This window comes from Sphingomonas sp. Leaf17, from assembly GCF_001421505.1.
Classification (GTDB): domain Bacteria; phylum Pseudomonadota; class Alphaproteobacteria; order Sphingomonadales; family Sphingomonadaceae; genus Sphingomonas.
Map to the genome: position 1 here is coordinate 33,890 of NZ_LMKL01000008.1, position 20,348 is coordinate 54,237.

General features: G+C 68.0%; 19 protein-coding genes and 1 riboswitch. Of the genes, 1 reads left to right on the forward strand and 18 read right to left on the reverse strand.

Going from position 1 to position 20,348, the window contains the following annotated elements; all coding sequences use genetic code 11:
* Positions 1 to 16: 16 nt before the first annotated feature.
* The 14 genes from mmsB to rpsK all read right to left on the reverse strand — a co-directional run bounded on the left by mmsB (position 17) and on the right by rpsK (position 16,986).
* Positions 17 to 913 carry a 3-hydroxyisobutyrate dehydrogenase gene (gene mmsB / locus ASE75_RS12250; RefSeq protein WP_055933981.1) on the reverse strand — a complete coding sequence of 299 codons (897 nt, stop codon included), beginning with the start codon at positions 911 to 913 and terminating at the stop codon, positions 17 to 19.
* A 215-nt stretch (positions 914 to 1,128) separates the two neighbouring features.
* Entirely contained in the window at positions 1,129 to 1,905 is a 777-nt protein-coding gene (locus ASE75_RS12255; RefSeq protein WP_055934505.1) for an enoyl-CoA hydratase, read from the reverse strand.
* Positions 1,906 to 1,919: 14 nt separating this feature from the next.
* Complete coding sequence (locus tag ASE75_RS12260; RefSeq protein WP_055933983.1) at positions 1,920 to 2,969, reverse strand: enoyl-CoA hydratase/isomerase family protein; 1,050 nt, start codon at positions 2,967 to 2,969, stop codon at positions 1,920 to 1,922.
* Between the two features lie 162 nt (positions 2,970 to 3,131).
* Positions 3,132 to 4,277: an acyl-CoA dehydrogenase family protein gene (locus ASE75_RS12265; RefSeq protein WP_055933986.1), complete on the reverse strand. Its 1,146-nt coding sequence runs from the start codon at positions 4,275 to 4,277 to the stop codon at positions 3,132 to 3,134.
* Between the two features lie 5 nt (positions 4,278 to 4,282).
* The gene (locus ASE75_RS12270) at positions 4,283 to 5,782 is read right to left on the reverse strand and encodes a CoA-acylating methylmalonate-semialdehyde dehydrogenase (protein WP_055933988.1); all 1,500 of its coding nucleotides are present in this window, start codon (positions 5,780 to 5,782) and stop codon (positions 4,283 to 4,285) included.
* Positions 5,783 to 5,860: 78 nt separating this feature from the next.
* Entirely contained in the window at positions 5,861 to 6,637 is a 777-nt protein-coding gene (locus ASE75_RS12275) for an ABC transporter ATP-binding protein (RefSeq protein WP_055933990.1), read from the reverse strand.
* On the reverse strand, positions 6,628 to 7,713 hold the full coding sequence (locus tag ASE75_RS12280) for a FecCD family ABC transporter permease (protein ID WP_082463959.1): 1,086 nt from the start codon (positions 7,711 to 7,713) through the stop codon (positions 6,628 to 6,630). The genes ASE75_RS12275 and ASE75_RS12280 overlap by 10 nt, the downstream gene beginning before the upstream one ends.
* A gap of 235 nt (positions 7,714 to 7,948) precedes the next feature.
* Entirely contained in the window at positions 7,949 to 8,740 is a 792-nt protein-coding gene (locus ASE75_RS12290) for an ABC transporter substrate-binding protein (protein ID WP_055933993.1), read from the reverse strand.
* Positions 8,740 to 10,641, reverse strand: a complete 1,902-nt coding sequence (locus ASE75_RS12295; protein ID WP_327196317.1) for a TonB-dependent receptor plug domain-containing protein — start codon at positions 10,639 to 10,641, stop codon at positions 8,740 to 8,742. The genes ASE75_RS12290 and ASE75_RS12295 overlap by 1 nt, the downstream gene beginning before the upstream one ends.
* 142 nt (positions 10,642 to 10,783) lie before the next feature.
* A riboswitch (cobalamin riboswitch) is annotated at positions 10,784 to 10,990 on the reverse strand.
* A 45-nt stretch (positions 10,991 to 11,035) separates the two neighbouring features.
* On the reverse strand, positions 11,036 to 13,081 hold the full coding sequence (locus ASE75_RS12300) for a TonB-dependent receptor (protein WP_055933995.1): 2,046 nt from the start codon (positions 13,079 to 13,081) through the stop codon (positions 11,036 to 11,038).
* Positions 13,082 to 13,139: 58 nt separating this feature from the next.
* A complete protein-coding gene (guaA, locus tag ASE75_RS12305; protein ID WP_055933997.1) occupies positions 13,140 to 14,699 on the reverse strand; it encodes a glutamine-hydrolyzing GMP synthase in 1,560 nt (519 codons plus the stop codon).
* A 101-nt stretch (positions 14,700 to 14,800) separates the two neighbouring features.
* On the reverse strand, positions 14,801 to 15,223 hold the full coding sequence (gene rplQ, locus ASE75_RS12310) for a 50S ribosomal protein L17 (protein ID WP_055933999.1): 423 nt from the start codon (positions 15,221 to 15,223) through the stop codon (positions 14,801 to 14,803).
* Positions 15,224 to 15,464: 241 nt separating this feature from the next.
* Positions 15,465 to 16,532, reverse strand: a complete 1,068-nt coding sequence (locus ASE75_RS12315; RefSeq protein ID WP_055934001.1) for a DNA-directed RNA polymerase subunit alpha — start codon at positions 16,530 to 16,532, stop codon at positions 15,465 to 15,467.
* 85 nt (positions 16,533 to 16,617) lie between these two features.
* On the reverse strand, positions 16,618 to 16,986 hold the full coding sequence (rpsK, locus tag ASE75_RS12320) for a 30S ribosomal protein S11 (protein ID WP_235512772.1): 369 nt from the start codon (positions 16,984 to 16,986) through the stop codon (positions 16,618 to 16,620).
* On the opposite strand from rpsK, the gene ASE75_RS16060 reads away from it, so the two are divergent.
* Positions 16,942 to 17,070 carry a hypothetical protein gene (locus ASE75_RS16060; protein ID WP_268796051.1) on the forward strand — a complete coding sequence of 43 codons (129 nt, stop codon included), beginning with the start codon at positions 16,942 to 16,944 and terminating at the stop codon, positions 17,068 to 17,070. The two genes, rpsK and ASE75_RS16060, sit on opposite strands and share 45 nt — an antisense overlap.
* Positions 17,071 to 17,089: 19 nt before the next feature.
* Here ASE75_RS16060 and rpsM read toward each other — a convergent pair whose 3' ends face one another.
* From rpsM to ASE75_RS12340, 4 genes are all read right to left on the reverse strand, one after another.
* Positions 17,090 to 17,458, reverse strand: a complete 369-nt coding sequence (rpsM, locus tag ASE75_RS12325; protein ID WP_055934511.1) for a 30S ribosomal protein S13 — start codon at positions 17,456 to 17,458, stop codon at positions 17,090 to 17,092.
* Positions 17,459 to 17,612: 154 nt separating this feature from the next.
* Positions 17,613 to 17,855 carry a hypothetical protein gene (locus ASE75_RS12330; RefSeq protein WP_055934007.1) on the reverse strand — a complete coding sequence of 81 codons (243 nt, stop codon included), beginning with the start codon at positions 17,853 to 17,855 and terminating at the stop codon, positions 17,613 to 17,615.
* A gap of 424 nt (positions 17,856 to 18,279) precedes the next feature.
* Positions 18,280 to 19,623, reverse strand: a complete 1,344-nt coding sequence (locus ASE75_RS12335) for a sensor histidine kinase (protein WP_055934008.1) — start codon at positions 19,621 to 19,623, stop codon at positions 18,280 to 18,282.
* Positions 19,623 to 20,315, reverse strand: coding sequence for a winged helix-turn-helix domain-containing protein (locus ASE75_RS12340; protein WP_055934010.1), 693 nt, complete (start codon positions 20,313 to 20,315; stop codon positions 19,623 to 19,625). The genes ASE75_RS12335 and ASE75_RS12340 overlap by 1 nt, the downstream gene beginning before the upstream one ends.
* Between the last annotated feature and the right edge of the window lie 33 nt (positions 20,316 to 20,348).

Here is a 20,348-nt window from a genome sequence, read left to right on the forward strand (position 1 = left end):
AACCGATAGGACAGCCTTATTCCGGCGAACCCGGCTCCCTGGGGGCCAGCGTGCGGATGATCGCCGAAAAGTCCAGCCCGCCCTGCCCCGCCGCCGCGAATGCCTCGTACCGTTCGGCCGCGCGCGCGCCCATCGGCGTGTCCGCGCCGGTATCGGCGGCGGCGGCCATGGCGAGGCGCAGATCCTTCAGCATCAGCGCGGCGGCGAATCCGCCCTGATAGTCGCGGTCGGCCGGGCTGTCCGGGCCGACGCCGGGCAGCGGCGCGTAGGACGTCATCGACCAGCTCTGTCCCGAACTGACGCTGGCGATGTCGTAGAAGGTCTGCGGGTCCAGCCCCAGCCGCTGCGCCAGCACGAACGCCTCGCACGTCGCGATCATCGTCGCGCCGAGCAGCATGTTGTTGCAGACCTTGGCCGCCTGCCCCGCGCCGTTCGCGCCGGCGTGGATCACCGCCTTGCCCATCGCCGCCAGCACCGGTTCCGCGCGTCCGAACGCCTCGGCCGATCCACCGACCATGAAGGTGAGCGTGCCCGCCTGCGCCGCCGCGATTCCTCCCGACACCGGTGCGTCGACCGCGACCAGCCCCCTGGCGGCGGCCGCCTCGGCCACCCGGCGCGCGGTGGCGACGTCGATTGTCGAACAGTCGATCATCACCGCCGCCGGGGCCGCCGCCGCGAACACGTCGGCATAGACGCTTTCGACATGGGTGCCGGCGGGCAGCATCGTGACGATCGCCTCCGCCCCCTCGGCCGCGTCGCGCGCGGAGGCGACGGGCAGGCACCCGGCCTTTTCGGCGGCGGCGAGCGCGTCAGCCGAGAGGTCGAACGCGCGCACGTCATGCCCGTGTTTCGCGAGATTCGCGGCCATCCCGCCGCCCATGTTGCCAAGACCGATGAATGCGATGCGTGCCATCTAGTTTTTCCTTGAGCGTAGGAATGCTTTGCGCAGCATTGATATGGTTAAGGTAAGTATCGCAAAAGTTGGTAAAATCCAAAACGCGACCATCCACCAACTTAGATCGCCTGCATCATACTGGACATCACACGCATCGAGACGCCACCACATTGCCAAATGCAGCACGATTAAAACGAGAGCTGCAAACGAGGCCCGGTTGCTCGGCAAGTTGCTTACCGCCCCGTCCAGTTCCCCGGCCGCTTCTCGACGAACGCGGCCATGCCTTCCTTCTGGTCGGCCGTACCGAACAGGCCGTTGAACAGGCGGCGCTCGAACTGCACCCCTTGCGCCAGCGTCGTCTCGAACGCCGCGTCGACCATTTCCTTGTTCGCCTTGACCGCCAGCGGCGCCATGCCGGCGATTATCGCGGCGGTCTTCAGCGCGTCGTCGATCAGGTCCGCCGCCGGCACGACCCGGCTGACGAGGCCGGCGCGTTCCGCCTCCTCGGCGTCCATCATCCGGCCGGTCAGGACCATTTCCATCGCCTTGGCCTTGCCGACCGCGTGAGTCAGCCGCTGCGACCCACCCATGCCGGGGGTGACGCCCAGCTTCACCTCGGGCTGGCCGAACTTCGCGGTGTCGGCCGCAAGAATGAAGTCGCACATCATCGCCAGCTCGCATCCACCGCCCAGCGCATAGCCCGCAACCGCCGCGATCACGGGTTTCCGGGTCCGGGTAATCGTCTCGTACCCGGCAAAGTGGTTGGAGCCGTACATCGCGGCGAAATCCATGCCGGCCATTTCCTTGATGTCCGCACCCGCCGCAAACGCCTTCGCGCTGCCGGTCAGCACCGCGCACCCCTGCGTCGCGTCCGCGTCATAGGTGGCCAGCGCGGCGATCAGGTCGGCCAGCACCTGCGCGTTCAGCGCGTTCAGTGCCTGCGGCCGGTTGAGCGTGATGAGCGTCACCGCGTCGCGCTGTTCGACCAGTATCGTCTCGTAATCCGGCATCGTCGGTCCTGACATCAATTGGGGGTCCACACATCGGCCGCGGCCGGCGGCGCAAAGATCAGGTCGATCGCATGATCGCTCACGTCCTCGGGCGTCGCCGGGTTCCAGCGCGGGGCGTGATCCTTGTCGACGATCACCGCGCGGACGCCTTCCAGAAAATCGTGACGCTGCACGACATGAGACGCGACCGCATATTCACGCGCCATCTCGTCGGCAAAGGTCATCATCGTCGCGCCCTCGTGCAGCAGCCGCAACGACACCTTCATCGCCTGTGGCGACTTGGTGTTCAGCGTCGTCAGCGTCTGTTCGGCCCACTCACCGCCGTCCTCGGCCAGCGCGGCCAGGATATCCTCCAGCTCGTCGGACGCAAAGAGCCGGTCGATCGTCTCGCACTGCGCCATGATCGCGGCATCGGGCGGCGTGATCGTCAGCGCGTCGAGCGTTTCGGCAATCGCCTGCGGCCGGTCGATTATTCCCTGCTTCGCGGCGTCGAGCCGGTCGGCGGGCAGGTAATGGGTGGCAAGACCGAGCGCACACGCCTCGGCCCCGTCGAGCCGGTGCCCGGTCAGCGCCAGATACTGGCCCATCCGCCCGGGCAGGCGCGACAGATACCAGCCCGCGCCGACATCGGGGAACAGGCCGATCCCGGTTTCGGGCATCGCGAACTTCGTGTTTTCCGTCGCGATCCGGTATTTCGCCGGCAGCGCGAGGCCAACGCCGCCGCCCATCGTGATCCCGTCCATCACCGCGACGATCGGCTTGGCATAGGTGAACAGGCGGTGGTTCATCCGGTATTCGGCGTGGAAGAACGCGCGTGCGGCAACGCCGTCGCCCGCGCCGCTTTCCGCCAGCATGCGGATGTCGCCACCCGCACAGAAGCCGCGACCCTCGGCATGGTCGAGGAGGATCGCCTCGACCGACAGGTCGGCCCGCCAGTCCTCCAGCGCGGTCAGGATGGTATCGCACATCGCGTGGGTCAGCGCGTTCAGCGCCTTCGGCCGGTTGAGGCGGATGCGGCCGACCGGGCCGTCGGTTTCAATCAGGACTTTGGCTTCGTCGTTCATGATGTCTCCTGTCCGGTCGAAACCAAACTTTTTAGAACTCACCACGATCCCCGGCGGAGGCCGGGGTCCAGTTGGGTAAGCGATTGTTATTTACCCGGGATGTTCACCCCACTGGACCCCGGCCTCCGCCGGGGAACAGAGATGGGCCGGGGCAAGCTCCCGTCACCCCCGCGTCAGATCCCGGCCGACGATCATCCGCATGACCTGATTGGTCCCCTCCAGAATGGAGTGCACCCGCAAATCACGCCAGAACCGCTCGATCGGATAGTCCATCAGATACCCGTATCCACCGTGCAGCTGCAACGCGCGGTCGGCGACGCTGGATCCGGTGTCGGTCGCCAGCCGCTTGGCCATCGCCGCGAACCGGGTCTTGTCGGGCGCTTTCGCGGTGACCTTGGCGGCAGCGACATAGAGCAGCGCACGCGCAGCCTCCAGCTCGGTCGCCATGTCGGCCAGCATGAATTGCGTGTTCTGGAAATCGGCGATGGGTTTGCCGAACTGCTGGCGGTCGCGGGTGTAGCGGATCGCCTCGTCCAGACAGCGTTGCGCGCCGCCCAGCGAACACGCGCCGATGTTCAGCCGTCCGCCGTCCAGCCCCATCATCGCAATGCGAAAGCCCTCGCCTTCCGCCCCGATCATGTTGGCGGCGGGGACGCGGACGCCATCGAACGTCACCTGCCGCGTCGGTTGCGAATGCCAGCCGAGCTTGCGCTCGTTCGCGCCGAACGACACGCCGGGCATGTCCTTCTCGATCACCAGACAGGAAATGCCCTTGGGGCCATCCTCGCCGGTGCGGACCATGGTGACGTACACCTCGTTCTCGCCCGCGCCGCTGATGAACTGTTTGGAGCCGGTGACGATCCAGTCGTCGCCGTCCCTGACCGCACGGGTCTTCAGCGCGGCGGCGTCCGACCCCGATCCCGGCTCGGTCAGGCAGTAACTCGCCAGCCGGTCCATCGTGACGAGATCGGGCAGGTATTTCGCCTTCACATCCGTGCCGCCGAACCGGTCGATCATCCACGCGGCCATGTTGTGGATCGAAATGAACGCCGAGGTCGACGGACAGCCATACGCCATCGCCTCCATGATGAGCGCCGCCTCCAGCCGGCCGAGCGCGATGCCGCCCGAGTCCTCGGACACATAGATCGCCGCAAAGCCAAGATCGGCCGCCGCGCGGATCGTGTCGCGCGGGAAGATGTGCTTCTCGTCCCACTCCGCGGCGTGCGGCGTGATCCGGTCGGCGGTAAAACGCCGCGCCAGATCCTGGATCTCGCGCTGGTCGTCGGTGAGGTCGAACTGATCGGTCATGGCGCTCAACCCATCGTCGGGATGACGAAGGCGTTGGCGGCGTCTCCCACCCCGCCATCGGGCCAGCGCTGGGTGATCGTCTTGACCCGCGTCCAGAACTTCACGCCCTCCATCCCGTGCTGGTTGGTGTCGCCGAACGCGCTGCGTTTCCAGCCGCCGAAGCTGTGATACGCCACCGGTACGGGGATCGGCACATTGATGCCGACCATGCCGACCTCGACCCGCGCGGCGAACTCGCGGGCCGCGTGGCCGTTGCGGGTGAAGATCGCGACGCCGTTGCCATATTGGTGCGCGCTCGGCAGGCGGACCGCCTCCTCGAAATCGGCGGCGCGGACGATCTGAAGGACGGGGCCGAAGATTTCCTCCCTGTACGCGGTCATGTCCGGCGTCACCCGGTCGAACAGGCTGGGCCCGATGAAGAAGCCCTTTTCATGCCCCTGAAGGCTGAAGCCACGTCCGTCGACGACCAGTTCCGCGCCCTCGTCGACGCCGGTCTGGATCCACTGCTCGACCTTCGCCTTGTGCGTGGGCGTAACGACCGGGCCGTAATGCGCCTCGGCATCGGTCGACACGCCGACCCGCAGCGCGGCGATTGCAGGGATCAGTTTCTCACGCAAGGCATCCGCCGTCTTCTCGCCGACCGGCACCACCACCGGCAGGGCCATGCAGCGCTCGCCCGCCGATCCGAAGGCCGCGCCGGACAGGTCGGCGACGACCTGGTCGAGGTCCGCGTCGGGCATGACGATGCCGTGGTTCTTGGCCCCGCCCATCGCCTGCACGCGTTTGCCCGCATCGACACCGCGCCGGTAAACATAGTGCGCGATGTCGCTCGACCCGACGAAGCTGACCGCGGCGATGCCGGGATGGTCGAGGATCGCGTCGACCATTTCCTTGTCGCCGTGCACGACCTGCAAAATCCCCTCGGGCGCGCCGGCCTCCAGCATCAGTTCGGCGAGGCGCACCGGCACCGACGGATCGCGCTCCGACGGCTTCAGGATGAAGGCATTGCCGCAGGCGATGGCCACCCCGAACATCCACATCGGGATCATGCCCGGGAAGTTGAACGGCGTGATGCCGGCACCGATGCCCAGCGGCTGCCGCATCGAATACACGTCGATGCCGGGACCGGCTCCTTGCGTATATTCGCCCTTCAGGATGTGCGGGATGCCGCAGGCGAACTCGATCACCTCAAGCCCGCGCTGGATGTCGCCCTTCGAATCGGCGATCACCTTGCCGTGTTCGGACGACAGCATCCGGGCGAGGTCGTCCATGTTCGCCTCGACCAGCTCCTTGAAGCGGAACATGACGCGGGCGCGGCGCTGCGGGTTGGTCGCGGCCCAGCCGGGCTGCGCGGCCTGTGCGGCGGCGACCGCCATGTCGAGATCGGCGGCGGTGCCCAACACCACGCGCGCCTGGACCTCGCCGCTATTGGGATCGAAGACGTCGCCGTGACGCGCGGATTCGGACCCGGCGCGACCGGCGATAAAATGGTCGATGACTCGCATGTGCTCTCCTGCGGCCAGGCTCCAGCGCCCGACTCGTCGTTGTAATTATGTTGCTTGTGCCACAAGCGATCACGGCTGTCAGCGTCTGGCGCGACCGACCGGTACGAGCAGGCGGCGGCCGTCATCGACCAGCTCGGCTACGCGCACGCCAAAGACGCGCGCCAGATTGGCGGCGGTCAGCACATCGGCCGCCGGACCGAAGGCGACGACGCGCCCCGCCTCCAGCAGCAGCGCGTCGTCGGCGGCACGCTGTGCCTGCACCAAATCGTGCATGACCAGCACCACGCCCGCCCCGCCCCGCGCCACGCCGCGCAGCCGGTCGAGCAGGTCGATCTGATGCGCGGGGTCCAGCGCGGCGAGCGGCTCGTCGGCCAGCAGCCACGCCGGCTCCCCCGCCAGCACGCGGGCCAGCAGCACCCGCCCCCGCTCCCCGCCGGACAGTTCACCGACCGGCCGTTGCGCCAAGTGCGCCACTTCCGTCGCGGCCAGCGCCGCCCCGATCGCCGCGTGATCGGCCGGTGACAACGCAGCGTGGGGGTTGCGATGCGGCTGCCGCCCCAGCGCGACGACGTCATGGGCGGGCATGTTCCAGTGGACGGCGGCGTCCTGCGGCAGATAGCCGATCGTCCGCGCCCGCTCGCGCGGGGGCATCGCGTGCACGTCGTGCCCGCCGATCCGCACCCGACCACCCGCCAGCGGCACCAGCGCCGCCGCCGCCTTCACCAGCGTCGACTTGCCAGCGCCGTTCGGCCCCAGGATCGCCGTCACCCGGCCGGCGCGAAGCCGCGCCGACACGTCCGCCAGCACCGGCCGCCGCGACAGCACGACGCCAAGACCGTCAATCGTCAGATCCACGCCCGCCCCCGTTCACGCAGCAGCAGGGCCAGGAAGAACGGCGCGCCGATCAGCGCCATCGCCACCCCAAGCCGGACCTCGCCCGCGCCGGGGGCGAGCCGCACGAGGCTGTCGGCGGCCAGCAACAACGCCGCGCCGCCCAGCGCGCTCGGCACCAGCAGCGCGCCTGGACGATGACCGAAGACGGGGCGCAGCAGGTGCGGCACGACCAGCCCGACAAAACCGATCACGCCCGTCGCCGCGACCCCTGCGCCAACGACCAGCCCGGTGCCAAGGATCACCAGCGCGCGTAAGCGCCCCATCCGCACGCCCAGCGAGCGCGCCGCAGCCTGCCCCAGCGCCAGCGCGTCGAGCGACGGCCCGGTCGCCAGCAGCAACGCGCCGCCGACGATCATCGCCGGCACCGCGCGGGTCACATCCGCCCAGCCGCGATCGGTCAGTGCCCCCATCATCCAGTCGATGACCTCGGCCACCGCGTAAGGGTTGGGCGCGGTCGAAATCAGGAATGCGGTCATCGCACCGGCGAAGCTGGCCAGCACCGTGCCCGCCAGCACGAACGTCACCGCGCTGTGCGACCGCCACGTCAGCGCGGCGAGCAACGCGATCGCCCCGCCGGCACCGATCATCGCCGCGGCGAAGACGCCCATGCCGCTGGCCGACCCGAGCAGGATCGCCGCCACCGCCCCCAGCGCGGCGCTGGACGACACGCCCAGCACCGCCGGATCGGCCAGCGGGTTGCGCAGATACCCCTGCAACACCGCCCCCGACACGCCCAGCGACGCGCCGAGCACGAGGCCCAGCACCGCGCGCGGGATCCGCAGTTGCAGGATGATCCACCAGCGCGGATCGGCGGAAAACCACGCGGACGGCGGCACCCATATCTTGCCCGCCATCAGCGAGGCGGCGAACAGGGCGAGGACAAGCAGGGTGAGTACGCTGAGTTTCGCCGCGCGGTGGTCGCGTTGTGGCCTGACGGCGACTGCGCCACCCCCCGCGATGTCAGCCCGCAACACGGCGGCAGTCTGTTCCCCGGCGGAGGCCGGGGTCCAGTTGCGTCTGCGGTCGCGACCGATCATCAGCGCCTCCCCATTTGGACCCCGGCCTCCGCCGGGGAAACCGGGGTTGGTATCGGCGAGACCTTGCCCGCCATCAGCAAGCCCATGAACAGCGCGGCAGCAGCCGGGACAAGCACAATGCGGTTGGACGCACGATGTTGGAATGACCCCGCGCGCGTGCCGGTTTCGGATGCCTGCCGATACCCTTCGTGCACCCCGGCCTTCGCCGGGGTGGTGCGCAGTACCACCACACGCATCACGACACCCCTGCCCGGATCGCGCGCAGCCGGGCCATCGCCGGGACGATCGTCGGCCCACCGCAATTCACCAGCCTGCGATCGAACGTCGCGAACCGCGCCCCCGGCAGCATCGCCCGCCGCAGCGCCGCACCACGACTGGTCCCCGGCGGCGCGATCACCACGTCGGGCGGCCGCGCCACCAGCAGTTCGGCGGGCAACGTGCCCGTATAGGCCAGCCCATAGGTCGCCGCGGCATTGGCGAACCCGGCGCGGGTCATCAGCGCGTCGAGCAACGTGCCGCCGCCGTTGACCAGATCGCCGGCGATGTAGAGCAGGGCGGCTGGCCGACCCGCCGGCGGCGCATCCGCGACCGCCCGGTCGATCGCCGCGTTGATCGCCCGCCCCCGTGCCGGCGCGCCGACCGCTTCGGCGACCTGCGTCACCTGCGCCTTGCTCGCCGCCACCGTCACGGGGGAATCGAGATAGACGGTGTGCAGGCCGGCGGCGGCGAACGCCTCGCGCGTCGCGCCTTGGGTGAAGCTGCTGGCCAGCACCAGGTCGGGCTTCAGCGCGATCACCTCCTCGGCGGTGCCGGCGGTCGCGCGATACCGGCGCGCGACCGCGAGCGGGATCGAAGTCGCCCCAGCCTCCTGCGAATAGTGGCTGATCGCCGCGATCCGGTCCGGCGACACCATCCGCACCAGCATCGCATCCGCGCACGGATTGGTCGACACGATCCCCCCGCCGCCACGGCTGGCGAACGGCTGTGAACAGCCAGCCAGAAGCAGCAGCGGGAGGATGCGTTTCATCAGTTCAGGCGCAACCGGACGCCGCCATAGGCCGCGCGGCCATAGGTGCCGTAGCCCGCCACCGTGCGGTAGGTCGCGTCGAACAGGTTGTCGACGCGGCCATACACCGCCAGCCGCTCGCCGATCGGCAGTTCAGCGCGCACCCCGGCCAGCGCATAGCCGTCCAGCCGCACCGTGTTGGCGGCGTTGTCGAAGCTGTCGCCGACCACCGACACGGTCGCACCGACCGACGCGCCGAACGGCAACCGGTAATCGACGTTCGCATGGACCGTCTGGCGCGGACGCCGCGCGAGAATCTTGCCAAAATTGCTGCCCGGCGTCCGGTTCTCGGTGTCGACATAGCTGTAATTGCCGCTGACCGTCAGCGCCTCGACCGGGCGCAGCGCCAGCATCAGCTCGAACCCCTCGCCGGTCGTGCGTTGCAGATTGTCGTACAGGCCGAACGGCTGCGCGGTGCACTCGGCGGCGACGCACGACCGGAACACGATCTGGTTGCGCGTGATGCGGTTGAAATACGTGCCCCCGACCCGGACCCGGCCGTTCAGGAACGCCTGCTCGACCCCCAGGTCATAGGTCCGCGACTGTTCGGGATCGAGGTCGTCGTTCCCGTACGCGCTCTTCAGCTGGTATAGGGTCGGTGCCTTGAACCCCTCGTTATAGCTCGCGCGCAGCGTGGTGCCCGTGCCCAGCGCCAGCACCGCGTCGCCACCGAACGTCGTGTGATTGCCGAACGTGTCATGGTCGTCGTTGCGGACACCGCCGGTCAGCGTCAGCTGGTCTACCGGCTTGACGATCGCCTGACCGTACACGCTGGTGATGCCGACCGAGAACCGGTCGAAGCCATCGTCGTACCGGCTGGTTTCATGCTCGACGCCGCCGACCAGGCGCGCGCGCTCGGCCAGCTTGAAATCGCCCTGATATTCGTACCGCTCGCTGCGGCCGCGACCGATGAACGACGGCTCGGCACCGAAGGTCGGGTCGTAATTGTCGCGATTGATATCGGCGATGGTGAAGGCGACGCGGTTGTTGAACCGCCCGTCCATCAGGTTCGCGTGGATGCCGGCATAGCCGTACAGCTCATTGGTGGTGGAATATTCCGGCGTGTCGGCAAAGCTGAAATTCGGCGCGGGAAACCCGTCCAGATCGACCCGGCTGTCGGCCCAATAGCCGCGCAGGTCGATGCCGATACCCGGCGTGATTTCCAGCCCGACCCGGCCGTTCGCGCCGTACTGGCGATACCCGTCGCGCTCGCTGCCGACCGCTGCCTGCGAAATGCCGTCGGTGCGCAAATAGCCGCCGGTCAGCGATCCCGACAGGCCGCCCTTCGCGCCCGAAATGCCGGCATTGGCGAACACGCTGTCACGGTAGCCATATTCGGCATTGCCGCGCGCCTGCACGCCGTCGGTCGGGGCGGCGGTGATGATGTTGACGACGCCGCCGATCGCCTGGCTGCCCCATGGCACCGAGTTCGCGCCGCGCAGGATCTCGACCCGCTCGACCGAACTGGACAGCAGATTGGCGAAGTCGAAGCCGCCACCCGGCGACGACGGATCGTTGACGCGCACACCGTCGATCACGACCAGGGTCTGCTCGGCCTCCGCCCCGCGCAGGCGCACGCCGGTAAAGCCGCCGACGCCGCCGTTGCGGGTCACGGTGACGCCGGGCGTGGTGGCGAGCAGGTCGGACAGGATGACGGTCTGGCGGCGCTCGATCTCGGCGCGGTCGATGATCGTCACCGCCTGCCCGACTTCGCTCAGCGGCTGGGCTGCGCGCGTCGCGGTGACGACGATGGGGTCCTCGTCGTTGATCGACTGGTCCGGCACGACCTGCACATCGAGGGACTGGGCATGGGCGGGGGCCGCGAGCACGGCGGCGGACAGGAGAAGAATGAACTTGGTCACTGGGTATTCCCGGCATGGACGAGCCGCCCACACCATGCGAGCGGCCAAAGGATGGCGTCGCTCGCTACCGGGGATCATGCCTGTTTGGGCACCTGCCCGCACACACCTGTCCCAGTCCGCCCGGTGCACCCCGCCCGCGCAGTGGAATCGACCGTGACGGGCAGGTCTCCTGGCTCCCGGGTCGTCGCATCCGCCCCGCCTTCCCAACCTTGCGGCCAGTGGCATATCGGGGTGGCCGCTATCCGGTCACAGTTGCGGGGGCAGCGTCGGGCTTGCCGGGGTTTCCCCACACGCGCACCGAACTTCCCTTTTCATCCCGTCGCCGGGAACCTTTCACGCGGACGCCCTTAGTCGCGGGGGATGCACGGGTCAACGCGGCATCGGGATGCCCCGCTCACCGCATCGCATAGCGTAAGCCCACCCACAGCGTTCGCGGGCTGGCGCGCTCGACGATGTTCGCGCCGGACACCCCAGCCTCGATCCGCGCGTCGGTGACATTCTCGCCGCGCAGCTCAACGGCAAACCCGCCCGCGACCGGCACCGCCGCATAGGCGTCCAGCGTGGTGGCGGGGGCGAGCGTGCGGCTGTTCTGGTCATCCTCGAACTGCCGCCCGACATGACGCACGGTGGCCGAGAACGCCGCACCGTCGCGCGCGAACCCAAGCGTCGCCGACACCTGATTCTCCGGCGTCTGGGCCGGACGCAAGCCGTCTAGCACCGCCGCCACGCCCGACGCCACGACCCGCGAATCGGTATGCGCCCATGACGCGCGCGCGGTCACGATACCGACCGTATAGGCCGCATCCAGCTCCAGCCCCTTCGCCTCGACCGCGTCGAGATTCTGGCGGATGCGATAGATCCCACCCGCCGCGACGAAGCCGACGCCCGCGAACGTTCCCGCCCCGCGCCCGGCGGTCACGTTGGCGATCGCGTCGGTCAGGCGGTTGTAATAGCCCGTCAGCGACAGCGTCATGCCCTTCACCGGACGCAGGTCCACCCCGCCCTCGACCCCGGTCAGCCGTTCGGGCGACAGCGCGGCATTGGCGGCAGTCGCGTCCACCCCGACCCGGAACGGCCGGTACAATTCGTTCAGCGTCGGCAACCGCCACCCGCGATAGGCCGCCGCGCGCAGACTCACCGGCGTACCCGGTCGCCACGCCACCCCGGCCCGCCCGGTCGCCTCGGTCCCCGACCGGTCGGCAAATACGCTGTCGGTCAGCGCCGCGCCGGTCGCGATCGTCCGCTCGACCAGCCGCCCGCCGGTGATCCGCCACGCATCCAGCCGCCCGCCGGCGGTCAGCGTCACCGTCCCCAGCTCGACGCTCGCATCGACGAAGCCGCCGATCGTTCGCGACGCGCCGCCCGCCTCGCGCAACCGCGTCGGCTGTGCGGCGACATAGGTGTAGCGTTCCTGCGTCCGCCCATCGAGCGCGCGGATGTCCGCGCCCAACCGCACCTCGACCCCGCCACCGATCGGCGGCGCGACCTCGATCCGCCCGCCGAGGCCGGTCGAGGGCGTGCTGTACTGGTCCAGCGTCTGCGTCGCGAGGCTGCGGGTCGCGTTGACGCTCGCCGCGCTGCTGGTGAACGCGCGCGCCTGCAGATAACCCAGCGCCGACCAGCCCCAGCGGCCGCGCCCGACCAGCCGGACGCTCGCATCGCCGCCCTTGCTGCTGTTGGTGGTGAACGCCAGCCCGCGCTCGCGCGTGTCGGTGAAGGCCGTGACGTTGGCCTGCAATTCGGTCGCGCCGCCAAGGTCGATCACCGTTCGCACCGCGCCCGATGCCTGTTCATAGCGGGCGGGCCGGTCCGCCGGTCCCCGGCTTGTCGCAACGATCGGCACGAAGCCGTCGCCGCGCGCATAGGCCCCCGACACGGTCATGAAGCCACCGCCCCGCACCAGCGCCGCCGACCCCTGCGCATCAAGCGAATCGCGGCTGCCATAGGCCAGCGCCGCCTGAAGCGGGGTCAGCTGGTCGGGGGTCGCACTGTCCAGTTCAATCGTGCCGGCCAGCGCGCCCGGCCCGCCATAGCCGCTGCCGCCGCCGCGCGTGACCCGCACCCGCCCGATCCGCCCGGTCGCATAGGCCGGAAACGCGATCCAACCGCCGAACGGGTCCGCTTGCGGCACGCCGTCGAGGATCAGCAGCGCGCGGCTCGACGCATTGCCGCCTAGTCCGCGCAGCGTAACGCCCTGATTGCTGGCATTGGCCGACCGCGAATCCGCCCGGCGAAACTGCTGCAACCCGGCCACATCGGCCAGCACGCTTTCCAGCCGGTTGCTGGCGCTCGCGACAATCCGGTCGCGGTCGATGGTGACGATGTCGTACACCCGATCACCCGGCGCATCGGCCAGGCCCCGGCCGGTCACGACGATCTCCGCCTGCGGATCGTCGATGGACTGTGCAAAGGCACCCTCCGGGATGCTGGCCAGTGCCATGACAACCGCAAGGTGAAAACGCGGCCGGCTGCAAACCCTCACATCAAACGCCCGCAACTCACTCCCACTCGATCGTGCCGGGCGGCTTGGAGGTGTAGTCGTAGGTCACGCGGTTGATGCCCTTCACCTCGTTGACGATCCGGGTCGCGACGCGCGGCAGGAAGTCGCCGGGGAACTTGAACGCCTCCGCCGTCATGCCGTCCGTGGACGTCACCGCGCGGAGCGCCAAGACGAAGTCGTAGGTCCGCCCGTCGCCCATCACGCCGACCGTCCGCACCGGCAACAGCACCGCGAACGCCTGCCAGATGGTGTCGTACAGACCGGCCGTGCGGATCTCCTCCAGATAGATCGCATCCGCCTTGCGCAGGATATCGCACCGCTCCTTGGTGACCTCGCCCGGAATGCGGATCGCAAGGCCGGGTCCGGGGAACGGGTGCCGCCCGACGAACGCATCGGTCAGGCCCAGTTCGCGACCCAGCGCGCGGACCTCGTCCTTGAACAGCTCACGCAGCGGCTCGACGAGCTTCATGTTCATGCGTTCGGGCAGGCCACCGACATTGTGGTGGCTCTTGATCGTCACCGACGGCCCGCCGGTGAAACTGACGCTTTCGATCACGTCGGGGTACAGCGTCCCCTGCGCCAGGAACTCGGCCCCGCCGATCTTCTTCGCCTCGGCATCGAACACCTCGATGAAGGTCTTGCCGATGAACTTGCGCTTGGCCTCGGGGTCGGTGACGCCGGCCAGCCCCGACAGGAACTGCTCCTCGGCATCCACATGGACCAGCGGGATGTTGTAGTGATCGCGGAATAGCGTGACGACCTGCTCGGCCTCGCCCGCGCGCAGCAACCCGTGGTCGACGAACACACAGGTCAGCTGGTCGCCGATCGCCTCGTGGATCAGCACCGCCGCGACCGAGGAATCGACCCCGCCCGACAGGCCGCAGATGACCTTGCCCGACCCCACCTGCGCACGGATATCGGCGACCTTGGCCGCGCGGAACTCGGCCATCGTCCAGTCGCCGGTCAACCCGCAGACCTTGCGCACGAAGTTGGCGATCAGCTTGCCGCCATCGGGGGTGTGCACGACCTCGGGGTGGAACTGCATCGCGTAGATGCGGCGCGCGTCGTCGGCGATCACCGCATAGGGCGCGCCGGGGCTGGCCGCGACGCTGCGGAAGCCGGCGGCCAGCGCGGTCACCTTGTCGCCGTGGCTCATCCACACCTGATGCCGCTCGCCGGGTGCCCACAGTCCGTCGAACAGCGGGCAATCGTTCGAAATCTCGATATAGGCTTGGCCGAACTCGCCGCTGTTGCCCTTCTCCACCGCGCCACCAAGCTGGAGCGTCAGCGCCTGCTGGCCGTAGCAGATGCCCAGGATCGGCAGGCCGCTGTCCAGCACCCCCTGCGGGATCCGCGGCGTGCCCTCGTCGCACACCGATGCCGGGCCGCCCGACAGGATCACGCCCTTCGGCTGCATCCGCTCGAACGCGGCCTGCGCCGACTGGAACGGCGCGACCTCCGAATAGACGCCGGCTTCGCGGACCCGGCGCGCGATGAGCTGGGTCACCTGACTGCCAAAGTCGATGATGAGGATGCTGTCTTGTACGGGAATGGTCATGGGCTGGTCCGATAGCAGATGACGCGGGCGAGGAAACCCAAAACGAAAACGGCCGCCCCATCGCTGGAGCGGCCGTTTCCTTGTTTCAAACGAAGCCAGCCTTACGCGGCGTCGTCATACTCTTCGTCCGAGATCACCGGACCCGAATCCTGGCCCTTGGCCGAGACGTCGCGACCGACGAATTCGATGATCGCCATCGGCGAGGCGTCCGACATGCGGATGCCGGCCTTGATGACGCGGGTGTAGCCGCCGTTGCGACTCTCGTAGCGCGCAGCCAGAACGTCGAACAGCTTGGTCAGCTGTGCATCGTCCATCAGCCGCGCATGGGCCAGACGACGGTTGGACAGGCCACCCTTCTTCGCCAGCGTGATGAGCTTTTCGATGTACGGACGCAGTTCCTTCGCCTTGGCGACGGTGGTCGTGATCTGCTCGTGCTTGATGAGCGCTGCGCTCATGTTGCGGAACAGGGCGAGGCGATGGGCCGAGGTACGCTGAAGCTTACGGCCGCCGACGCGATGACGCATGGTAATTCCTTGTCGTTCGTTATGGAGCCGTATGAGGTACTCCGTAGCAGGCGGTGTTTGGGGCCACCGCCCTTTGCCCTGGGGTTCGAGACTGGAAGGTTACAAAGGTTACACCCGCAAGGGGGGGGTATCCTTCGGCCGGAAGCCGAAACAGGCAAAGCCTGTTTCGTCGGTCGGGTCGTTGCCGACCCGCCGGCCGGGCTTGCACCGTCTCCGGGGTAGCTTGCTACCCCGGTGCGGCTTAGCCCATGATTTCCTGCTCAAGCTTCTTGGCCATCTCTTCGATGTTCTCGGGCGGCCAGCCGGGGATTTCCATGCCGAGGCGCAGACCCATCGTCGACAGCACTTCCTTGATCTCGTTCAAGGATTTGCGTCCGAAATTGGGCGTACGCAGCATTTCAGCCTCGGTCTTGCCGACCAGATCACCGATGTAGATGATGTTGTCGTTCTTCAGGCAGTTCGCCGAACGCACCGACAGTTCAAGCTCGTCGACCTTCTTGAGAAGGTAACGGTTGATCTGCTGGGTATCACCAGCCGGTTCGCCCGATGCCGCCGGAGCAGCCTGGCCGACCGGTGCCGATTGCCGCGTGATCGACGAATCGTCGAAGTGCACGAACAGCGCCAGCTGGTCCTGGAGGATGCGACCGGCATAGCTGACCGCGTCTTCCGGGGTGACCGTCCCATCGGTCTCGATCGTCAGCGTCAGCTTGTCGTAATCGAGTTCCTGCCCAACGCGGGTGTTCTCGACCTTGTATGACACCTGGCGGACGGGCGAGTACAGCGCGTCGACCGGGATCAGACCGATCGGTGCGTCGATCGGACGGTTGGCGGTGGCGGGCATGTAGCCCTTCCCCGTGTCGGCGGTCAGCTCCATGTTGAGCGTCGCGCCTTCGTCGAGGTGGCACAGCACCAGCGTCGGGTTCATCACCTCGATGTCGCCCGACACCGCGATGTCGCCCGCCGTCACCGGACCCGGACCCGTTGCCGACAGCTGGAGCCGCTTTGGCCCCTCGCCCTGCATCTGCAGCGCGATCTGCTTCACGTTCAGGACGATGTCGGTGACATCCTCGCGAACGCCGACCAGCGACGAAAACTCGTGCAGCACGTTCTCGATCTTGATCGAGGTCACGGCCGCGCCCTGAAGCGAGGACAGCAGCACGCGACGCAGCGCGTTGCCGAGCGTCAGGCCGAAACCACGCTCCAGCGGCTCGGCGACGAACGTCGCCTTGCGCTTGCCATCGCCGCCCGACTTCTTTTCGAGGCCGTTGGGCTTCTTCAGTTCCTGCCAGTTCTTTGCATTGACAGACACTTGCTTCCCCTAGGTTACGTGACGGCGCACACGCGCCGACCACGAAGGAACGGCCCGCGAACACCGATGGCGCGCGGGCGGTAGATCAGACGCGGCGACGCTTGGACGGGCGTACGCCGTTGTGCGGGATCGAGGTCACGTCGCGGATCGACGTGATCTGAAACCCGACGGCCTGCAGCGCGCGAAGCGCCGATTCACGGCCCGAACCCGGACCCTTGACCTCGACCTCGATCGTGCGGACGCCGTGCTCGGCGGCCTTCTTGCCGGCGTCTTCCGCTGCGACCTGGGCCGCATACGGGGTCGACTTGCGCGAGCCCTTGAAGCCCATCGCGCCGGCCGACGACCAGGAAATCGTGTTTCCCTGCGCATCGGTGATCGTGATCATGGTGTTGTTGAAGCTGGCGTTCACATGCGCGACGCCCGAGGTGATGTTCTTGCGTTCGCGCCGACGAATGCGCTGCGGTTCACGTGCCATTGGAAATCCTTGGAAAAAGCCGGGGCGATCGCGCGTTGCGCGACCGGCCTGCCGGCGGAGTAAATCGTCCGCTCAGGCCGACTTACTTCTTCTTGCCGGCGATCGGCTTGGCCTTGCCCTTGCGGGTGCGCGCATTGGTGTGCGTGCGCTGGCCGCGGACCGGAAGGCCCTTGCGATGACGAAGGCCGCGATAGCAGGCCAGATCCATCAGGCGCTTGATGTTCATCGACACCGTGCGACGCAGATCACCCTCGACCGTGTGGTCGGCGTCGATCGTCTCGCGGATCTGAAGAACTTCGGCGTCGGTCAGGTCCTGGACACGGCGCGTGTCCTCGATGCCGAGCTTGGTGACGATTTCCTTGGCCTTGGTCGAACCGATGCCGTGGATATAGGTGAGCGCGATGACGACGCGCTTGTTGGTCGGGATGTTGACACCCGCGATACGTGCCATGAACTTGTTCTCCTGCTCCACGGGGCACGGCATGGCCGCACATGCCCCATCTCTACGCGATGATCCGAAACGTAGGAAAACGGCGTGCGCGCAGACGCGCCGCCGGCAACCGGTGTTTCGGGAATGGGTCGATTAGGCGCGGGCAAACGTCCTGTCAAGCGATCGGTTCCGCCCGCCCCTCACCGCGCCGCTGCCCCCACCAACGGTTCAGCGCGACGACGGTCCAGATCGCCTCGACCAGCCCGAACGGCCAGGCCCCTTGCGCGAAACCATAGACCGATCCCATCACGCAGCCCACCGCGAACCCCAGCGTCCACCAATGCGACCGCGCCTCCATCATGTAGCACACAAGGGTGAAGGCGACCGCGAACAGGCCGAAAGCGGATAGGGTGTCCATGGGGCGGGCTTGTGGCGGGTCCGACGGGGAAAGGCCAGTGGGGATGGGACGTATGACAGCCGTAGCCGTCTGCTTGAGACCGGTGTATTTACGGCCGAAGTGCGTGTTTGGAGGTGGACGATGACGTGGACGAAACTGATGCTCACCTTTGCCAAGGGCGCTGCGACTGGAGCCTTGGTGGTTCATGTCGGCATCAGGCTTGTTTCTGCGCTGGCATGATCCCAAACCCGTTCACGATCGTCGCGCGCATCCAGTCATGAAACCTGGATGGGGTGGACTTAGGACTGGCTCCCCGTCGACAGTTGCCGAACGACCGCAGGCCCGGGCGTTTGTGTTGGCACAAGCGCCTTCCCTACTGGACCCCGGCCTTCGCCGGGGAGCTGTGTGAAGGCGCAGTATGTTCTAGATCACGTCGCGAAGCCCCTCACCCCGGCAACACCATCCGCGCCACCAGCCCCGGCGCGTTGTCGGCCAACTCGAACCGCCCGCCGTGCAACCGCGCGACCGCCTCGATCAACGCCATGCCAAGCCCCGCGCCCGGCGTCGTGCGCGCGTTGTCCAGCCGGCCGAAGCGTTTCAGCGCCGTCGCGCGATCGCCCTCCGCGATGCCCGGCCCGCGATCCTCGACCTGGATTGTCACCTCGCCCCCGGCCTGCTCCAGCCGCAGCGTCAGCGCGCGGCCCCCCGCCGCATGGCGCAGCGCGTTATCGAGCAGGTTGGCGACCGCCTGACTCATCAGTTCGCGGTGCAGCGGCATCGGCGCCGGCCGCGCGTCGATCGCCACGACGAAGCTGAACCCCGCGTCCTCGGCAACCGGCTGATACAGGTCGGCGATTTCCTCGATCAGTTCGGCCGGGGCGACGCGGGTGAAGCGGTCGCGCGAGGTCGATTCGGACCGGCTGATCTCGATCACCATCGTCAGCATCCGCATGACGAGGTCGGTTTCGGTCAGCAGCCCGCTCAAGGCCGTCTCGCGCGCGACCGGGTCGGCGATCAGCACCGCCTGTTCGGTCTTGGTCCGCAGGCGCGCGAGCGGCGAGCGCAGATCATGCGCCAGGCTGTCGGTAACGACGCGCAGCTCGATCATCAGCCGTTCGACCTTGTCGAGCGTCGCGTTCAGCCGCGCGGCCAGCCGGTCGAACGCATCGGCCCCGTCGGCCATCATGCCGACGCGCGAGGTCATGTCACCCTGCCCCACCGTCTCGATCACGCGGGCGATCGCGTCCAGCCGGCGGCCGACATAGCGCGCGATGACCAGCCCGCCGACCACGCCCAGTGCCAGCGACAGGACGATGGCGATCGCCAGCGCCCGCTCGATCGCGCGCTGCTCCTCCTCGACCAGGTCGATCATGCGGCCGTTGATGAGCCAGTGGCGGCCAATCGGGTGCAGCGCGAAACCGGCCTCGCGCCCGGCCCAGTTATCTTTGTCGCCGATCGTTGCGATGCGGAAACTGGTCGACACCAGCGGTACGTCGAGTTCGCGGGGCACATAGCCGCCCAGCCGCCGCCCGCGTTCGTCGACGATCCCGACCACCAGCGACACGTCACCCGGCGCGCGGGCGTTGGCGACCGCGGCCTGCAACGCCGGCAGCCCGCCGGTACGCCACACCGCGCGCAGGGCGTCGGACTGTTCGATCGTCTCGCGTCGCATTGCGTCGATCGTGTCGTCATGCGTCTGCTTCCAGACCACGGCGACCAGCGCGAGGTTGGACAGCAGCGCCAGCACGAACGACAGGAGGGCGATGCGCGCGGTGACCGAAAGCCGCATCACCCCTCGGGCGCGAGCCGGTATCCGGCCCCGCGCACGGTATGCAGGATCGGCGTGGCGAACCCGTCCTCCAGCTTGCGGCGCAGCCGGCCGATATGCACGTCGACCACGTTCGATCCGGGGTCGAAGTGATAATTCCAGATCTTCTCCAGCATCATCGTCCGGGTCACGACCTGTCCGGCATGGCGCGCGAGATATTCGAGCAGGTTGAACTCGCGCGCGCCCAGCGGGATCGTCCGGCCGGCGCGGACCACCGACCGGGCGAGCAGGTCGATCTCCAGATCGCCGACCGCCAGCCGCGTCTTCTGCGGTTCGGCGGCGCTGCGATCGGACCGGCGCACCAGCGCCTCGATCCGCGCGGACAGTTCGGCAAAGGAAAACGGCTTGCAGAGGTAATCGTCGGCTCCGGCCTTCAGCCCGTCGACCCGGTCGTCGACCGCACCCAGCGCCGACAGGATCAACGTCGGCGTGGCGATGCCCGCGGCACGGATCGCGTTGACCATCGACAGGCCATCAAGGCCGGGCAGCATCCGGTCGGCGATGATGAGATCGAAAATGCCTTCGCTGGCAAGGAACAGCCCGTCACGTCCGTCGCCGCACGCCTGGACCGCATAGCCGGCCTCCGACAATCCCTTGGCGAGATAGGCGGCGGTAGAGCTGTCATCTTCGACGATCAGGATCTTGCGGGTCACGGATAGGCTCCTGGCACTGTGCCCGGACCATCT